15 protein-coding genes are annotated in these 18,146 nt (G+C 65.1%); 12 read left to right on the forward strand and 3 right to left on the reverse strand.

The features are described from left to right. Positions 1-20 precede the first annotated feature (20 nt). The 10 genes from ugpB (at position 21) to WHZ77_RS01835 (ending at position 11,240) form a co-directional block, all read left to right on the forward strand. A complete protein-coding gene (gene ugpB / locus WHZ77_RS01790) occupies positions 21-1,343 on the forward strand; it encodes a sn-glycerol-3-phosphate ABC transporter substrate-binding protein UgpB (RefSeq protein WP_375314875.1) in 1,323 nt (440 codons plus the stop codon). 153 nt (positions 1,344-1,496) lie between these two features. After that, a complete protein-coding gene (locus WHZ77_RS01795) occupies positions 1,497-2,444 on the forward strand; it encodes an aminoglycoside phosphotransferase family protein (protein ID WP_375312123.1) in 948 nt (315 codons plus the stop codon). 229 nt (positions 2,445-2,673) lie between these two features. Next, complete coding sequence (locus WHZ77_RS01800) at positions 2,674-4,296, forward strand: ABC transporter substrate-binding protein (protein WP_375312124.1); 1,623 nt, start codon at positions 2,674-2,676, stop codon at positions 4,294-4,296. Between the two features lie 225 nt (positions 4,297-4,521). Further along, positions 4,522-5,535: an ABC transporter permease gene (locus tag WHZ77_RS01805; protein WP_375312125.1), complete on the forward strand. Its 1,014-nt coding sequence runs from the start codon at positions 4,522-4,524 to the stop codon at positions 5,533-5,535. 9 nt (positions 5,536-5,544) lie between these two features. Next, positions 5,545-6,444, forward strand: a complete 900-nt coding sequence (locus WHZ77_RS01810) for an ABC transporter permease (protein WP_375312126.1) — start codon at positions 5,545-5,547, stop codon at positions 6,442-6,444. A 286-nt stretch (positions 6,445-6,730) separates the two neighbouring features. Next, a complete protein-coding gene (locus WHZ77_RS01815) occupies positions 6,731-8,500 on the forward strand; it encodes a dipeptide ABC transporter ATP-binding protein (protein ID WP_375312127.1) in 1,770 nt (589 codons plus the stop codon). A gap of 26 nt (positions 8,501-8,526) precedes the next feature. Beyond that, positions 8,527-8,706, forward strand: coding sequence for a DUF4089 domain-containing protein (locus WHZ77_RS01820; RefSeq protein WP_015689197.1), 180 nt, complete (start codon positions 8,527-8,529; stop codon positions 8,704-8,706). Between the two features lie 7 nt (positions 8,707-8,713). After that, positions 8,714-10,108, forward strand: coding sequence for an AtzE family amidohydrolase (locus WHZ77_RS01825; RefSeq protein ID WP_375312128.1), 1,395 nt, complete (start codon positions 8,714-8,716; stop codon positions 10,106-10,108). A gap of 12 nt (positions 10,109-10,120) precedes the next feature. Next, positions 10,121-10,513: an oxalurate catabolism protein HpxZ gene (gene hpxZ / locus WHZ77_RS01830; RefSeq protein ID WP_375312129.1), complete on the forward strand. Its 393-nt coding sequence runs from the start codon at positions 10,121-10,123 to the stop codon at positions 10,511-10,513. A gap of 4 nt (positions 10,514-10,517) precedes the next feature. Then, positions 10,518-11,240, forward strand: a complete 723-nt coding sequence (locus WHZ77_RS01835; RefSeq protein ID WP_168213431.1) for a GntR family transcriptional regulator — start codon at positions 10,518-10,520, stop codon at positions 11,238-11,240. Positions 11,241-11,431: 191 nt separating this feature from the next. Here the strand turns inward: WHZ77_RS01835 and atzF are convergent, their stop codons facing one another. Beyond that, the gene (gene atzF / locus WHZ77_RS01840) at positions 11,432-13,237 is read right to left on the reverse strand and encodes an allophanate hydrolase (protein ID WP_375312130.1); all 1,806 of its coding nucleotides are present in this window, start codon (positions 13,235-13,237) and stop codon (positions 11,432-11,434) included. Positions 13,238-13,430: 193 nt separating this feature from the next. Next, on the reverse strand, positions 13,431-13,937 hold the full coding sequence (locus tag WHZ77_RS01845; RefSeq protein WP_375312131.1) for a MarR family winged helix-turn-helix transcriptional regulator: 507 nt from the start codon (positions 13,935-13,937) through the stop codon (positions 13,431-13,433). 148 nt (positions 13,938-14,085) lie between these two features. On the opposite strand from WHZ77_RS01845, the gene WHZ77_RS01850 reads away from it, so the two are divergent. After that, the gene (locus WHZ77_RS01850) at positions 14,086-15,945 is read left to right on the forward strand and encodes a feruloyl-CoA synthase (RefSeq protein WP_375312132.1); all 1,860 of its coding nucleotides are present in this window, start codon (positions 14,086-14,088) and stop codon (positions 15,943-15,945) included. A gap of 367 nt (positions 15,946-16,312) precedes the next feature. Here the strand turns inward: WHZ77_RS01850 and WHZ77_RS01855 are convergent, their stop codons facing one another. Next, positions 16,313-16,819 (reverse strand): MarR family winged helix-turn-helix transcriptional regulator, encoded by a 507-nt coding sequence (locus WHZ77_RS01855; protein WP_375312133.1) that lies wholly within the window; start codon positions 16,817-16,819, stop codon positions 16,313-16,315. Positions 16,820-16,902: 83 nt separating this feature from the next. Between WHZ77_RS01855 and WHZ77_RS01860 the strand changes: the two genes are divergently transcribed. Continuing rightward, complete coding sequence (locus tag WHZ77_RS01860) at positions 16,903-18,111, forward strand: cytochrome P450 (protein WP_375312134.1); 1,209 nt, start codon at positions 16,903-16,905, stop codon at positions 18,109-18,111. Positions 18,112-18,146: the final 35 nt, after the last annotated feature.

Genomic DNA, 18,146 nt, shown 5'->3' on the forward strand with positions numbered 1-18,146 from the left:
AGACAGGATCATCGGTCGTGATGTCAGCATGGCGCCTCTTGCAGATCGTTGCCGCCTCCGCGGCCCTCGCGCTCCCCTCGCAGGTTCATGCCGCAACCGACATTGCGTGGTGGCATGCCATGTCCGGCGAGCTCGGCCGGCAACTGGAAAAGCTCGCCTCCGACTTCAACGCCTCGCAATCCGATTACCGCATCGTGCCCACCTACAAGGGCAATTACACCGAGACCGTGACGGCCGCGATCTTCGCCTTCCGCTCGCGCAGCCAGCCGGCGATCGTCCAGGTCAACGAGGTCGCCACCGCCACCATGACCGCGGCCAAGGGCGCGATCTATCCGGTGTTCACGTTGATGCGCGACATGAACGAGCCGTTCTCGCTGGCCGATTATCTCCCCGCGGTCTCCGGCTACTATACCGACGCGGCTGGCAATCTCCTGTCGTTCCCATTCAATTCGTCGACGCCGATCCTGTACTACAACAAGGCCATGTTCCGTGACGCGGGCCTCGATCCGGAGACGCCGCCGAAGACCTGGCCGGAGCTCGGGCTTGCCGCAAAACGCCTGCGCGATCGCGGCGCCGTGTGCGGCTTCACCACGTCCTGGCCGTCCTGGATCCACATCGAGAATTTCTCCGCCTTCCACAATTTGCCGCTGGCGACCCGCGCCAATGGTTTTGCCGGGCTCGATGCGGAGCTGACCATCAACAATCCTGTTGTCGTCAAGCACGTCGCCCAGCTCGCCGAATGGCAGAAGACGAAACTGTTCGACTACAGCGGCCGCGGGCAGTCGGCCGAGCCGCGTTTCCAGAACGGCGAATGCGGCATCTTCATCGGCTCCTCGGCGACGCGCGCTGACATCAAGGCGAACTCGAAGTTCGAGACCGGCTACGGCATGATGCCGTATTGGCCGGACGTGAAGGACGCGCCGCAGAACTCGATCATCGGCGGCGCCACGCTCTGGGTGCTGCGCGACCGGCCGCGCGAGGAATACAAGGGCGTGGCGCGGTTCTTCGCCTATCTGTCGCAGCCCGGCGTGCAGGCCGCCTGGCACCAGAACACCGGGTATCTGCCTGTGACCCGCGCCGCCTTCGAGCTGACGCGCGCGCAGGGCTTCTACGGGCGCAATCCGGGCACGGCGATCTCGTTCGAGGAGATCACGCTGCATCCGCCGACGGAGAACTCGAAGGGCATCCGGCTCGGCTCCTTCGTGCTGATCCGCGGCGCGATCGAGGACGAACTGGAGCATGCCTTTGCTGGCCAGAAGAGCGCGCAAGGCGCGCTCGATGCCGCGGTCGAGCGCGGCAACAAGATCCTGCGCCAGTTCGAGCGCGCAAGTCCCGACCGGTAGCGGCGGGATGGAAGCTCGGCGCTAGAGCGCAAGTCCTTTCCACAGCGTCATGGCCGGGCTTGTCCCGGCCATCCACGCCTTGGCCGCAGCACGAAGAACGTGGATGCCCGGGACAAGCCCGGGCATGACGAACTCAAATGCAATTAGGTTGCGATGTCTATGGCACTGCCTCAGTTCACCGACGCGGACAGCTTTCGCGCCTTCCGCTCCGATCAGCCGCGATGGTTGCCCGTTGCAATCGACATCGCGCGCAGCCATGGTCTCGACGTCGCCGCGCCGCAGGTGTTTGCGACCGGCACCAATCTCGTGGTCGGGCTCAGTGACAGGCTGATCCTGAAAGTCTTCCCGCCGCTGCTGCACGCGCAATTCGTCTCCGAGCGCGGGTCGCTGACGCAACTGGCCGGCCGTCTTTCCCTGCCGATCCCCGAGATCATCGCAGAGGGGGAGCGTGACGGCTGGCCTTACCTCGTCATCACCCGCCTGGCCGGCACGCTCGGCGCGGAGGTGTGGCCCTCGCTCCCGGAGCAGCAGAAGGAGCGCGTGCTGCGCCAGATCGGCGAGGCCATCGCCGCCGTTCAAGCCGCGCCGCTTGGACCGCTCGCGCAAATCGAGCCGCGCTGGGGCGACTTCATGCGCAGGCAAATGCAGGGCTGCAAGGCACGGCACACGCGGCTCGGCCTTGCGCCGAAATTCCTCGCCGGTCTCGACGATCTCCTGCGTGACGCGGCAAGACTGATCCCGATGGACGCGCCGCCGGTGATCCTGATCGGCGAATATATTCCTGAGAATTTTCTGCTCGCCTGCGATGACGGCGAATGGTCGCTCGCCGGCCTGTTCGACTTCGGCGATGTGCTGGCGGGATGGCGCGACTACGATCTGCTCGGTCCCAGCGCCTTCATGGCGGCGGGCCGGCCGGGGAGGGTGCGCAGCCTGCTCGAAGGTTTTGGCTATGCCAAGCCGGACTTCGCGCTCAAGCGCCGCCTGATGGCGCTGATGCTGTTGCACCGCGCCAGCGACCTCAACAGCCACGTTTGCATCGAAGGCTGGCAGGAGAAGGCGAACGATTTGGTCGAATTGCAGGAGCTGATCTGGGCGGGTTGAGGACCGGCTTGCTCAATTCGTCGGCGCCCATAAATTCAGCCTAATTTGACAGCATAATTGCATCTTTGTATGCAATTAGGCTCGTTGCCTAGAGAATGGTCAATGGCCTGAAATCCGCTATTTGTTCGTTAAATCAGTGGGTTGAATACAAAGTAATGCCTCGTTAAGCTCTGGCACGAACCTTGCGAATCCAGTTCCAACCAGAAACTTCTGAGTTGGAGCAATTGCCATGAAGCGCCGCGATTTCCTCAAGTCCGTTTCCGGATTGGCCGCTGGCGCGGCGCTTCCGGCCACCCCGACCGTGATCTCGTCCGCCTACGCCGATGCGCGGTCGGAGACACTGCTGATCGTGTCGGAGGGCGGCCCCAACAATCTCGACATCCATGGCGTCGGCACCAACGTGCCCGGCTACGAGGTGTCGTGGAATTGCTACGACCGCCTGATCAGCCACGAGATGAAGGTCGGCCCTGGCGGCGTGCCCTATTACGACCGCGACAAGTTCAAGCCCGAGCTCGCCGAGGAGATGAAGATCGACGACATGTCGGTCACTTTCAAGCTGCGCAAGAACGCCAAATTCCACGACGGCACGCCTGTTACCGCCAAGGACGTGAAATGGTCGCTCGACCGCGCCGTCAGCGTCGGCGGTTTCCCGACCTTCCAGATGAGCGCGGGCTCGCTGACCAAGCCGGAGCAGTTCGTCGTGATCGACGACTACACCGTGCGCGTCGACTTCCTCAAGAAGGACAGGCTGACGATTCCCGATCTCGCGGTGATCGTTCCCTGCATTGTCAACTCCGAGCTGGTGAAGAAGAACGCCAGCGAGAAGGATCCCTGGGGTCTCGAATTCACCAAGCAGCAGACCGCGGGCTCCGGCGCCTACAAGGTGACGAAGTGGACTGCCGGCACCGAAGTGATCATGGAGCGCAACGAGGATTGGGTCTGCGGTCCGCTGCCGAAGATCAAGCGCGTGATCTGGCGCATGGTGCCGCAGGCCGGGAACCGCCGCGCGCTGCTGGAGCGCGGCGATGCCGACATCTCCTACGAGCTGCCGAACAAGGATTTCCAGGAGATGAAGGCGAGCGGCAAGCTCAACGTCGTGTCGCTGCCGTTCTCCAACGGCATCCAGTACATCGGCATGAACGTCACCAAGCCGCCATTCGACAATCCCAAGGTGCGTCAGGCCGTCGCCTACGCGCTGCCCTATCAGAAGATCATGGACGCGGTGATGTTCGGCCTCGCCAACCCGATGTTCGGTGCCGCGAAGGACAAGCCGACCGAAGTCGCCTGGCCGCAGCCGCACAAATACAACACCGATATCGAGAAGGCGAAGGCGCTGATGGCGGAAGCAGGCCTCGCCAACGGGTTTGAGACCACGATCTCATTCGACCTGAACTTTGCCGGTGTCAATGAGCCGCTCTGCGTGCTGGTGCAGGAGTCTCTCGCGCAGATCGGCATCAAGACCACGATCAACAAGGTGCCAGGCGCCAACTGGCGCACCGAGTTGAACAAGAAGGAAATGCCGCTCTTCACCAACGTGTTCTCGGGCTGGCTCGATTACCCCGAATACTTCTTCTACTGGTGCTATCACGGCAACAATTCCGTCTTCAACACCATGAGCTACAAGTCGGCGGAGATGGACAAGCTGATCGACGGCGCACGCAATGCCGCCGCGACCGGCGACACCGCGACCTACGACAAGGATGTGAAAGGCTTCGTCGACCTCGCCTTCACCGACATCCCGCGCATTCCGCTGTACCAGCCCTTCGTCAACGTCGCGATGCAGAAGAACATCAGCGGCTACCAATACTGGTTCCACCGCCGCCTGGATTATCGCGCGCTGGCGAAGGGGTGAGGGCGTGATGGGTGAGGTGAGCACCGCTCTCTCACTCCCTCCCCCCTTGTGGGGTCCGAGGCGAGCGAAGCTCGCTCTCGAGGGCAGGGAGGGGGGTAGCCACGAACTCCGACCTCTCCCGGGGCCACCCCCCTCCCTAGTCCTCCCCCACAAGGGGGGAGGGAACGCAGCGGCGCGCGCGGCGCGAGTCAGCCCTCAATTGCCAAGCAGAAGGAGAGCGCTCCCATGCTGACCATGATCGGCAAGCGCCTGATGTTCGCGATCCCGTCGCTGATCGGCGTCGTCATCGTCACCTTCCTGCTGACGCGCGCATTGCCCGGTGATCCCGCCGCGTACTTCGCCGGTCCCGCCGCAACCAAGGAAGCCGTCGAGCAGATCCGCAAGAAGCTCGGCCTCGACAAGCCGCTGATCGAGCAGTTCTTCCGCTACACCAACGATCTCGCGCACGGCGATTTCGGCAACTCGCTCACCACGGGACAGCCGGTCGCGGCCGAAATCCGCAATCGCCTGCCGGCCTCCGCCGAACTGACGCTGATCGGACTCATCGTTTCGATCGTGATTGCGATTCCGCTCGGCGTGCTGGCAGCGACGCGACCGGGATCATGGGTCGACCATCTGTGCCGGGTGACGACGACGGCCGGCGTCTCGCTGCCGGTGTTTTTCACCGGCCTCGTGCTGGTCTACGTCTTCTATTTCCGCCTTGGATGGTCTCCGGCACCGCTCGGACGGCTCGACGTGTTCTACAGCGCCCCGCCGACCATCACCGGCTTCTATTTGATCGACACGCTGATCGCGCGCGACTTCGAGGCGTTCCGTTCGGCGCTGAGCCAGCTGTTGTTGCCGGCGGCGACGCTCGCGATCTTCTCGCTGGCCCCGATCGCGCGCATGACGCGCGCCTCAATGCTGGCGGTGTTGTCGTCGGAGTTCGTCCGCACCGCGCGCGCCAGCGGCCTGTCGCCGGCGACCGTCATCGTCACCTACGCGTTCCGCAACGCGATGCTGCCCGTCATCACCACGCTCAGCATGGTGTTCTCGTTCCTGCTGGGCGCCAACGTGCTGGTGGAAAAAGTGTTCGCCTGGCCCGGCATCGGCTCCTACGCGGTGGAAGCGCTGATCTCGTCGGACTTCGCGCCGGTGCAAGGCTTCGTGCTGACCATGGCGGTCATGTACGTGCTGCTCAATCTCGTGATCGATATTCTCTATGGCGTGATCGATCCGCGTGTCAGGCTGGAAGGTTAGGGGTGAAAGATGAGCTCCGTTGCGCCTGCTGTTGAACCCGTCGGTCCCGCGCGCACCTCGGGACTGGTCGCGATCCTCGAACAGACCCGCTACGTTCTCGGCGAGAACAAGGTCACGGGCTTTGCCTTCGCGCTGCTGGTGCTGATCCTCATTGCCGCGATCTTCGGCCCCTATGTGGTGCCCTACGACCCACTCGCTTCGGATACAGCCGCCGCGCTGAAGCCGCCGTCGATGGCGCACTGGTTCGGCACCGATCAATTGGGGCGCGACATCTTCAGCCGCGTCATCGTGGCGACCCGGCTCGATACGTTCATCGCGGTCGCCTCGGTCGTTCTGGTGTTCCTGATGGGTGGCCTCGCCGGCATCGCGGCAGGCTATTTCGGCGGCTGGACCGACCGCATCGTCGGCCGCATCGCCGACACCATCATGGCCTTCCCGCTGTTCGTGCTGGCGATGGGCATCGTGGCTGCGCTCGGCAACACCGTGCAGAACATCATCCTGGCCACGGCCATCGTGAACTTCCCGCTCTACGCCCGCGTCGCGCGCGCCGAGGCCAATGTCCGCCGCAATGCCGGCTTCGTGCAGGCGGCGCGACTGTCGGGCAACGGCGAATTCCGCATCCTGCTGGTGCACATCCTGCCGAACATCATGCCGATCATGATCGTGCAGATGTCGCTGACCATGGGCTACGCCATCCTCAATGCCGCCGGCCTGTCCTTCATCGGCCTCGGCGTCCGTCCGCCGACGGCGGAGTGGGGCATCATGGTCGCCGAGGGCGCGGGCTTCATGGTCTCCGGCGAATGGTGGATCGCGCTATTCCCGGGCCTCGCGCTGATGATCGCCGTGTTCTGCTTCAACCTCCTCGGCGACGGCCTCCGTGACATCGTCGATCCCCAGCGGAGGACGTGATGATGGTCAAGTGTGGGGCGAGATGTGTCACGGCAGCAAGTGAAGAGGGCACCGCCCTTTCATTCCCTCCCCCCTTGTGGGGGAGGGGCAGGGAGGGGGGTAGCCACGAACTCCGACCTCTCCCGGGGCCACCCCCCTCCCCAACCCTCCCCCACAAGGGGGGAGGGAGCGAGACAGCGTTGCCGGCCTCACGCCGAAACTCATCGCCAGAATTCTTCAATGATTCCAGTTCCCGTTCTACTGTGCATGGGGTTGTTTTCGACCTTCTGAGCGACGGGAGCCGTTGATGACCGCCCAGCCCCTGCTCGACGTCCAGGACCTCACCGTCGAATTCTCCACCCGCCGCGGCATCGTCAAAGCCGTGCAGCACGTCAACATCTCCGTCGCCAAGGGCGAGACGCTCGCCATCGTCGGCGAGTCCGGCTCCGGCAAATCGGTGACGTCCTATGCGGTGATGCGCATCCTCGACCGCGCGGGCAAGATCGCCGAGGGCTCGGTGATGTTCTCCGGCATCGACGTCAAGGCCGCGACCGAAGACCAGATGCGCGACCTGCGCGGCCGCGAAGTCTCGATGATCTTCCAGAACCCGCGTGCCGCGCTCAACCCGATCCGAAAGGTCGGCGACCAGATCGAGGATGTGCTGCGCACCCATGTGCAGCAGGCCCCGGTCGCTGATCGAGGTGAAAGGGCGATCGAGGCACTGGAGCAGGTCAAGATCGCCCGCCCGCGCGAGCGCTATCACGCCTATCCGTTCGAGCTGTCCGGCGGCATGTGCCAGCGCGTCGTCATCGCGCTCGCGCTGGCCTGCAATCCGCAGCTGCTGATCGCGGACGAGCCGACCACCGGCCTCGACGTCACCACGCAGAAGGCGGTGATGGACCTGATCGTCGAACTCACGAAACGCAAGGCGATGTCGACCATCCTGATCACGCATGATCTTGGCCTGGCCGCGGCCTATTGCGACCGCGTCGTGGTGATGGAGAAGGGCCGGGTGGTCGAGACAGCGAAAGCTGCCGACATCTTCGCCAACCCGCAGCACCCCTACACCAAGAAGCTGATGCGCGCGACGCCGCGGCTCGGCGTGAGCCTGCGCGATCTGCTGCCGGAAGAGGAGGGTTCCGCTGTCATGGCCGGGCTTGACCCGGCCATCCATCACACGTCGCAAAATTCGTCTCCGGCGATGGACCCCCGGGTCAAGCCCGGGGGTGACGAGAATGCAAAACGCCTCCTGCTCATTGAAAAGCTCGTCAAGGAGTACCCCCGCCAGGGCGCGACCGCGACGCTCGGAAAGCTGTTCGGCCGCAAGCCGCCAGTGGAACCGGATGTCTTCCGCGCCGTCGACGGCATCAGCTTCTCCATCGGCCATGGCGAGAGCGTCGGCCTCGTCGGCGAATCCGGCTGCGGCAAATCGACCACCTCGATGATGGTGATGCGGCTGCTCGACCAGACCTCGGGCCTGATCCAGTTCGACGGCGAGGACATCGGCGCCATCGCGCCTGCCTCCTTCGCCCGGTTGCCGCAGCGCAGCCGCATCCAGATGGTGTTCCAGGACCCGACCGACAGCCTCAACCCGCGCTTTACCGCCGCGCGCGCGATAGCCGATCCGATCATGCAACTCGGCGACATCAGGGGCCGCGATGCGCTCCGTGACCGCTGCGAGGAGCTGGCCACCATGGTCGGCCTGCCGCACAATCTGCTGGATCGCTTCCCGCACCAACTGTCCGGCGGCCAGAAGGCCCGCGTCGGCATCGCCCGCGCCATCGCCCTGCATCCGAAGCTGGTCATCCTCGACGAGCCGACCGCGGCGCTGGACGTGTCGGTCCAGGCCGTGGTGCTGAACCTGCTCCAGGATCTCAAGGCCCGGCTAGGTATGAGTTATCTGTTCGTCTCGCATGATTTGAATGTGGTGCGCCTGTTGTGCGATCGTGTCATTGTCATGCGGTCGGGTCGAATCGTCGAGGAAGGCTCTTCCGAGAGGGTTTTGAGCGACCCGCAGGACGACTACACCAAGGAGCTGCTGACGGCGATCCCGCATCCGCCGTTGCCGGCTCACTGACGAACGTTAGAGAGTTTGAGAGAGTGATGGCCGAGCCGCTGGACGATTATATCGACGCCGTTTCCAAAGCGCTGGCGCTGCCGGTCGAGGATGCCTGGAGGCCGGCGGTGCGCGCCAATCTCGAGGTCTCGTTGCGGCTCGCCCGCCTGGTCGATGAATTCGCGCTGCCGGATGAGACCGAGCCGGCGCCCATCTTCGCCGTCTGACGCCGCCATGACAGCCAAGCCAGATTTGAGCGCTGCCGACATCGCCAAGGCGGTGGCCGGCGGCAAACTGTCCGCGCTCGATGCGACCGAGGCTGCGCTCGCGCGCATCAAGCAGCACGACGGCGCCCTCAACGCCTTCACGGATGTCACCGCCGATCGCGCCCGTGCCAAAGCGCGCGCAATCGATGCCGACATAGCGGCCGGCAAGGATGTCGGCCCGCTCGCCGGCGTGCCATTCGCGGTGAAGAACCTGTTCGATGTTGCGGGTCTTCCCACCCGCGCCGGCTCGAAGATCAATCGCGATCGCGCACCGGCCAAGCGTGACGCCACGCTGATCGAGCGGATGGAAGCCGCCGGTGCAGTTCTCGTCGGCGCGCTCAACATGGGCGAATACGCCTACGACTTCACCGGCGAGAACATCCACGACGGTCCCTCGCGCAATCCGCACGACACCACGCGGATGAGCGGCGGCTCGTCCGGCGGTTCTGGCAGCGCCGTCGGCGGCGCACTGGTGCCGATCGCGCTGGGCTCTGACACCAATGGGTCGATCCGCGTGCCGTCGTCGTTCTGCGGCATCTTTGGCCTGAAGCCGACCTATGGCCGGCTGTCGCGCGCGCGGTCTTTTCCGTTCGTCGCGAGTTTCGATCATCTCGGTCCGTTCGCGCGCTCCGTCACCGATCTCGCGCTCGCCTATGACGCGATGCAGGGACCGGATGCCGACGATGCCGCCTGCACCACGCGCGGTCTGGAGCCGACGACGCCGCTGCTCGCCAATCCGGTGTCGGACCTGCGCATCGCGATCGCCGGCGGCTACTTCCAGAAGAACGTGTTTCCGGAGGCTGTCGAAGCCGTCAGCCGAGTCGCCAAGGCGCTCGGCGCGACGCGCGGGGTGGAGGTCCCTGAAGCCGCGCGGGCCCGCGCGGCGGCTTACGTCATCAGCACCACCGAAGGCGCCTCGTTGCATCTCGATCGCCTCCGCAAGCGTCCGAACGATTTCGATCCCGCCGTGCGCGACCGGTTGATCGCGGGCGCCATGGTGCCCGCGCCGCTGGTCGATCGCGCGCAAAAATTCCGCCGCTGGTACCGCGCGCAGCTTGCCGAGCTGTTCAGGTCGGTCGACGTGCTGATCGCGCCCGCGACGCCCTGTACCGCGCCGAAGCTCGGTCAGGTGAATTTCAATCTCGATGGCGTCGAGCTGCCGGTGCGCGCCAATATCGGCATTCACACCCAGCCGATCTCGTTCATCGGCCTGCCGGTGGTCGCGGTTCCCGTGCCGCTCGAGCCGCTGCCGATCGGCGTGCAGATCATCGCCGCGCCCTGGCGCGAGGACATCGCGCTGCGCGTCGCGTATGCATTGGAGAAGATGGGCGTCGTCGCCGCGCCCGCGCCAAGGGGACTTTGAGAGGAATCTGACATGGAGATCGATCTCCCCGACGTGATCGCGGAAGTCAAAGCCGCGTTCGATCGTTATGAGCAGGCGCTGATCACCAACGACGTCGCCGTGCTTGGCGAGCTGTTCCGCAACGATCTTCGCACGCTACGCTACGGCATCGGAGAGAACCTCTATGGCTACGCGGCGATCTCCGGCTTTCGCGCCGGCCGCTCGCCGGTTGGCCTCAACCGCCGTACCGCCAAGACCGTGATCACCAGCTACGGGCGCGACACGGCGGTCGCTTCCACCCTGTTCTATCGCGACACGGCTCCCGGCAAGGTCGGCCGGCAGATGCAGACCTGGATTCGCTTCCCGGAGGGCTGGCGTGTCGTCGCCGCCCATGTCAGCATCATCGACGAGTCGAAAGAGACCTGACCTTATGACGCTTGATGATCTTCCGCAGGGAACACTGCCGGCCGAGCCGGTGGTGCCGCGCGTCGACCGGGCGCTGCCGTCGCTACAGAAGGTCACGCGTGCCGAGGAACTGCGTCTGCAGCTTGCCGACGAGATCGTGCGTGGAGCCCTGGCTCCCGGTTCGCCGCTGGACGAGACCGACATCGCGCGGCGCTTCAGCGTGTCGCGGACCCCGGTGCGCGAGGCGCTGCGCCAACTCGTGGCCAGCGGTCTGGTCGAGGCACGGCCGCATCGCGGCGCGGTGGTGGCGCAGCCCTCGATCGAGCGGCTGAAGAGCATGTTCGAGGCGATGGCGGAGCTCGAGGCGATGTGCGCCGGCCTTGCCGCCGAGCGCATGTCGGCCGTCGAGCGCCACGGTCTGGAGGCGGTGCACGAAGAGCTGCGGGTGTTGAGCTACGCCGGCAATCCCGATCGCTTCCACGAGGTCAACGAACGCTTCCACAACGCGATCTATGCGGGATCGCAGAACGGCTACATCGCCGAGATCACGCTGGCCACCCGCGTTCGCGTGCAGCCGTTCCGCCGCGCCCAGTTCCGCAACCTCGGCCGTCTCGCCAAGTCGCAAGCCGAGCACGACCGCGTCGTCGTCGCCATCATGCGCGGCGACAAGCAGGGCGCTGCCGCCGCCATGCGCGCGCATATCGAGCTGGTGCGCGGGGAGTATGAGATTTACGCGGTGTCGGTGTAGCCGACGGCATATGCTACATATTCGGTGTCGTCCCCGCGAAGGCGGGGACCCATAACCACAGGGAGTGGTTATTGTGCGAAGCTCTTAACTCAGAGCCTTCGCCAAACGTCTCCCTGTGGTTATGGGTCCCGGATCTGCGCTGCGCTTGTCCGGGACGACAGCCTTTGTGAGGCTCGCACCGTTCACGCTAGCTACCCCGTCGCGGATTCCGCCACAAACTTGCGCCAGCCGCCATAGCTGGTGATATCGCGCGCTTCGCCCAGTACCTCCGGCTCGACGAGAAATCCCTTCACGCAGCGGCCATCTGCGAGGCGCACCGTGCCAATCGCCATCGGCGCCGGAATCGCATTGACGAACTTGCCGAAGGCGGACGACGACAGCGACCAGATCTCCAGCTCGATCGACGCGCCCTTGCCGGCCTCGACGCGCAGCATGCCGGGCTTCGGCGGCGTGGTCTGGAGCGCATAGAGCTTGTAGTCCGGCGTGGTCCTGGTCGCCTCGATCAGCTTTCCGTTCAACGCCTTCAATTCACCGTTCAGCGCCATGCCGGAAAGATGCGCGCCGACGACCGCGATCGGAATCTCGTCGCCGCCATCTGCTCGAAGCGGCGCGAGCGGTGCTTGCGGCACGCCCTTCGCACCCAAGGTCAATTTCGTATCCGCATGGAAGACACGCCCGATGCTCGCGAGCAGTGCGTCACGTCCCGCGGGCGCCAGCAGCGTGATGCCGAATGGAATGCCGTCGGCGCGCATCGCCGCGGGCACCGCGAGACCGCAGAGGTCTAGCAGATTGACGAAATTGGTGTAGGTGCCGAGCCGGCTGTTGAGCTCGATCGGATTGGCCAGCACCTGCGCGGTCGTATACGCGGTCGGCGCCGTCGGCAGCACCAGCGCGTCGATATTGGCAAACGTCCGCTCGGCGATCTTGCGCAGGCCCTGCAGGCGATAGAGCGCGGAGAAGGTGTCTGCCGCCGTGAGCCGTGCCCCGGCCGCGGTGATCTCGCGCGTGACGGGATGGATCGCATCGGGCGCGGACGCCAGCAGATTCTTGATCACGAGATAGCGCTCGGCGACCCAGGGACCCTCATAGAGCAGCCGCGCCGTCTCGTAGAACGGCTCGAGGTCGAACTCGACCAGCGTTGCGCCAAGTGACGTCCAGCGTTTCAATGCATCGGCGTAAGCCGCTTCCGCTTTCTTGTCGCCGAAGAAGATCAGCTGGCCGCTGCGCGGCACGCCGAGGCGCATGTTGGACGGAAACGGCGTGAGCGCCCCAAGCGGCCGGTCGCGCGAGAACGGATCGGCCTGGTCGGGCCCGGCCATCACTGACAGCGCGAGCGCGGCATCGTCCACGGTCAGCGCGAACACCGAGATGCAGTCGAGCGTGCGGCACGCCGGCACGAGACCCGCGGTCGAGATCATGCCGAGACTTGGCTTCAGCCCGACGATGTTATTGAGCATCGCCGGCACGCGGCCGCTGCCGGCGGTGTCGGTGCCGAGCGACAGCGGCACCAGGCCGGCGCCGACGGCGGTGGACGATCCCGAGCTCGAGCCGCCGGGAATGAGATTCTCGCGGATCGAATTTCTGGGAATGCCGTAAGGTGAGCGCACGCCGACGAGGCCGGTCGCGAACTGGTCGAGATTGGTCTTGCCGATGACGATTGCCCCGGCCGCGCGAAGGCGCTCGACCGCGGTCGAGTCATGGGTTGGCGTGTAGGAGAAGGCCGGGCAGGCGGCCGTGGTCGGAAATCCCAGCGCGTCGATATTGTCCTTTACCGCAACCGGGATGCCGTAGAGCGGCAGGCCGGCGGCATCCTTCGCGGCCAGCTTCTCGGCCTCCGCGATCGCGTCCTTCTCGTCGCGCAGGCTGATGAACAATGCGGGATCGTTGTGGTCGCGGATGCGCTGGTAGGTCCGCGCGATCGTCTGCGCCGGCGTGACCGTGCCCGCGCGATGCGCGGCCACAATCGCGGCAATCGTTTCAGGCTGCTCAGCCCCCATGGTGACAAAACTCCGGCAACAGGTCTCACCCGGATTGAAGCAAGCGATGTGCCATTGTGTACAGAATCCGGGCAGGATGGCTCCTGTGGATATTATCGTCAGATCAGTGGCTTGGGTGATATTTCGATGATTGATTGAGCCGCCGTGCCAGCGCCCCGTTCCGGGCATTTGCACAAATCATGAGCAGTCGTGATCAAGTGAAGCCAGCGAGGATCTGGAGCAGCCGCTCCCGATTCGCCTTGCCGATCTTCCGCTCGACATGCCGCTCGTGCTCGGCAGCGAGGCGCTTGAACTTCGCCAGCGCCGTCTCTCCCGGCGCGGTGAGATGCAGCGCGTGGGAGCGCCGGTCCGTCTTCGATTTGACGCGCTTCACGAGCTTGCGCTGCTCGAGGCTGTCGAGCAGGTGCACCAGCCGGGCGCGCTCGATGCCGAGGCGCTTTGCCACCGCCATCTGCGAGAGCCCCGGATTGGCGCCGATCACGGTCAGCACCGAATATTGCGTCGGCCGGATATCGACGTCGCCAAGCGTTTTGATGAAGTCCTGGAAAATCCAGATCTGGAAGCGCCGCACGGCGTAGCCGGCGTGCCCGACCAGTGCGTCGAGGCCGATCTCGTCCGCGTCGTGTTGCCGCGCCGCGCCGTTGCCGGCGCGCTTGCGTGGGGAGAGGCGGCGCTCGGCTCGGGCTGCGCTGGCTGTCACATCATGTCTCCTGCCGTGCGACCTTAGCCTCTTCGCTGGTCGGCTGGAAGATTGTTGTTGACGACAACAATTACCATGCCCAACATTATGGCCAAAGCAGCCCGGAACGAGGCCGCGGCCCATCACCGGTACGGGCGAGGAGGAAACCATGACAGCCGCCACACGCGGTGACGCTGCGAGCCTGTTCGCAACACCAAAGACCGTCGCCGAGCGTCGCCCGGACGGCAGCATCGTGTTGCGTTCGCCTGAGCCTCTTCGCGAGAGCGCGCGCTGCATCGGCGACTGGCTGGAACATTTTGCGCGGCAGACGCCCGACACGATCTTCCTTGCCGAGCGTGACAGCGCCGATACGCCCTGGGCCACCATGACCTACGCGGGTGCCCTGCGGAGGGTCCGCGCGGCGGCGTCCTGGATCCTGGCGCAGGGGCTCAGCGCAGAGCGACCCGTCGTCATTCTCTCCGACAACAGCATCGACCATGCGCTGCTCGCGCTCGCCGCCCAGCATGTCGGCGTGCCCTCGGCCGCGATCTCGCCGGCCTATTCGTTGATGTCCAGAGATTTCGACAAGCTCAAGAGCATGATCTCGCTGCTTCAGCCGGGTGCGATCTATGTCTCCGCGACCAAGCCGTTTGCAGCGGCGCTGGCCGCGATCAAGCCGCTGCACGAAGCGCAGATCATCAGCGGCAAATCCGGCGATGCCGATGCGATGGCCTTCCGTGACATCGCGGCAACGCCTGAAAAGGGCAATGTCGCGACAGCCTTCGCCGCGGTGACGCCGGACACGATCGCAAAATTCCTGTTCACATCGGGCTCGACCGGCACCCCCAAGGCCGTGATCAACACCCAGCGTATGCTGACCTCGAGCCAGCAGGCCAAGGCGCAGACCTGGACTTTTCTCGAGCAGGGCGGCGGCGATCTCGTCATCCTCGACTGGCTGCCCTGGAGCCATACCTTCGGCGCTAACCACAATTTCAACCTGGTGCTACGCAATGGCGGCTCACTCTATATCGACGGCGGCAAGCCCGCGCCCGGCCTGTTCACGACGTCGCTCGCCAATCTTAGAAGTGTGATGCCGACGGTCTATTTCAACGTGCCGCGCGGCTTCGACATGCTGATCGCGGCGCTGCGCGGCGACGAGAGGCTGCGCCGCCGCTTCTTCAGCGAGGTGAAATTCGCCTTCTATGCCGGGGCGGCGCTGCCGCAGAATCTCTGGGATGCACTCGAACAGCTCTCCATCGAAACCGTCGGCCGCCCGCTGCCGATGGTCTCGGCTTGGGGCTCGACCGAGACCTCGCCGCTGGCGACCGATTGCCATTTCCTCGCAGACCGCTCCGGCAATATCGGCGTGCCGATTCCCGGCACCGAGTTGAAGCTCGTTGCGTCCGGCGACAAGCTGGAGGTGCGCGTGCGCGGCCCCAACGTCACGCCGGGCTATTGGAAGGCGCCCGAGCTGACTAAGCAGGCGTTCGACGAAGAGGGTTTTTATCTCATCGGCGATGCCGTGAAGCTGGCCGATGCAGCTCGGCCCGAGCGCGGCCTGTTCTTCGATGGCCGGGTCGCGGAAGACTTCAAGCTCAATTCCGGCACCTGGGTCAATGTCGGCACCCTGCGCGTCGCCGGCATCGCCGCGCTCGCACCGCTCGCGCAGGACATCGTGGTGGCAGGTCATGGCGGCGACGAGGTGCGCTTCCTGGTGTTCCCGAACATCGCTGCCTGCCGCGCCTGTGCCGGTCTACCCGAGACGGCGGATGTCAACGATTTGCTTGCGCATGCCAAGGTCAGGACCGCGATCGCGCAAGGCCTCGCCCAACTGAAGCAGCAGGGCGCCAACTCCTCCGGCCATGCGACGCGGGCGCTGCTGCTTGTCGAGCCGCCATCCGTCGACGGCGGCGAGATCACCGACAAGGGCTACATCAACCAGCGCGCGGTGCTGACGCGGCGGGCGGATGCGGTGATGCGGCTGAACGACGATGCGTCGGCGGAGTGGGTTGGGCTGCGACCGAGTTAGCGAAGGCGCATCCCGCTGTCAGGCGCGCCTCTTGGCGCGAGCTTTGGTGCGCAATTGCGCACCTGAGAATCCATTTCGCGGCAGAAGCTGTTGCTCGATGGATTCCGGGTTCGCGCCACGCGCGCCCCGGAATGACGAGCTGGGAGTGAGGCAGCGCTCAAACACGCCAGCCATCCTGCCGCAATATCCTGCATGATTCTTTTGTTGCCGAAGCAACTAATTTGTGCGAACCGTTTCCGACAAGGATGACGGCGGGGGAACCGCTGCGCCTGTCACGGAGGAAACGATGCTCGGCAGAAGGGGTGCCGCGGGCAAATGCCGGCGTATGCCTGGACTTGACGGGGGATCGCGCCCGGCGCGCGGTTCGTCAGGCGTCGCTGCCGCCGGTCACCGCACCGAGATTCTCGTGCAGCCGGCGCAGCAGATCGATCAGCACCTCGCGCTCGTCCTTGCTCAGGCACGACAACAGCCGTCGTTCGCGCTCGAACGCGGCAACGATCACCTTGTCATGGGTGCTGCGGCCCCTTGCCGTGAGCGAGATCGAATGGGTGCGGCCGTCGTTCGGATCGGTGCGGATCGAGACCAGCCCGCGTTTCTCCAGGCCCGCGAGCGTGCGGCTCACCGGGCCCTTGTCGAAACCGATCACGTGGCAGATGCGCGAGGCCGGGATGCCCGGCTCGATCGCCAGCAGCGACATGATCCGCCATTCCGTGACGTTGACGCCGAACTGCTTCTGATAGAACGCCGTCGCGCTGTTCGAGAGCTTGTTGGCGATGAAGGTGATGAACGCCGGAACGTAGCGATCGAGATCGAGCGCCGGTCCCGCCTCCATGGGCGCGGACTTCTGGCGGGCTCTGGTCGAAGACGGCGGCATAGGGTTTTTCTGACTCGCTGCGTGCTCGCCGACCTAAGGGCAAGCGCGGTCCTTTCACAAGATCAAAATGAGGGAGGAGTTTCATGAGCGCACCCGGCTCCGCGACATCAGGCGTCCCGCATGTCGACGTTGATCCCTTCGACATGAATTTTTTTGCCGATCCCTACCCCGCGCACGAGCTGCTGCGCGAGACCGGCCCTGTCGTCTATCTCGACAAGTGGAAGCTCTATGGCGTGGCGCGCTATGCCGAGGTCCATGCCGTCCTGAACGATCCCGCGACCTTCTGCTCCAGCCGCGGCGTCGGCCTTTCCGACTTCAAGAAGGAGACGCCGTGGCGGCCGCCGAGCCTGATCCTGGAGGCCGATCCGCCCGAGCACACTCGCACCCGTGCGGTGCTGTCGAAGGTGCTGTCGCCGACCGTGATGAAGGGGTTGCGTGACCGCTTTGCCGCCGTCGCAGAGCAGCGAGTCGACGCGCTGCTCGACAAGCGCAGCTTTGACGCCATCACGGACCTTGCCGAAGCCTATCCGCTCTCGATCTTCCCGGATGCGCTCGGTCTGAAGCCGGAGGGACGTGAGCATCTCATCCCTTACGCGAGCGTCGTGTTCAACGCCTTCGGCCCGCCGAACCAGCTGCGCCAGGAGGCCATCGCGCGTTCGGCACCGCACCAGGCTTACGTCACCGATCAATGCCAGCGTGACAACCTGACGCCCGGCGGCATCGGCGCCTGCATCCATGCCCATGTCGACGAGGGCGCGATCACGGCGACCGAGGCGCCGTTGCTGGTGCGCTCGCTCCTGTCGGCTGGTCTCGACACCACCGTCAACGGCATCGGCGCCGCGGTCTATTGCCTCGCGCGTTTTCCGGAGCAATGGCAGCGGCTGCGTGGCGACCTCACGCTCGCGCGCAACGCTTTCGAAGAAGCGGTGCGGTTCGAAAGCCCGGTGCAGACGTTCTTCCGCACCACCACGCGTGAGGTCGAACTCTCCGGCGCAACGATCGGCGAGGGCGAGAAGGTGCTGATGTTCCTTGCGGCGGCCAATCGCGATCCCCGCCGCTGGGACAAGCCCGACAGCTACGACATCACCCGCCGCACCTCCGGCCATGTCGGCTACGGCTCCGGCATTCACATGTGCGTCGGCCAGCTGGTGGCGCGGCTCGAAGGCGAGACCATGCTGTCGGCCCTGGCCCGCCGTGTCGCCAGCATCGAGATCACGGGCGAGCCGAAGCGCCGCTTCAACAACACGCTGCGCGGGCTCGACAGCCTGCCGGTGACGATCACGCCCGCCTGACGACCGGCGGCGAAAACAATCAATGGGGGAGGGAA

The sequence above is a fragment of the Bradyrhizobium sp. A5 genome, assembly GCF_042076515.1.
Lineage (GTDB): Bacteria > Pseudomonadota > Alphaproteobacteria > Rhizobiales > Xanthobacteraceae > Bradyrhizobium > Bradyrhizobium cosmicum.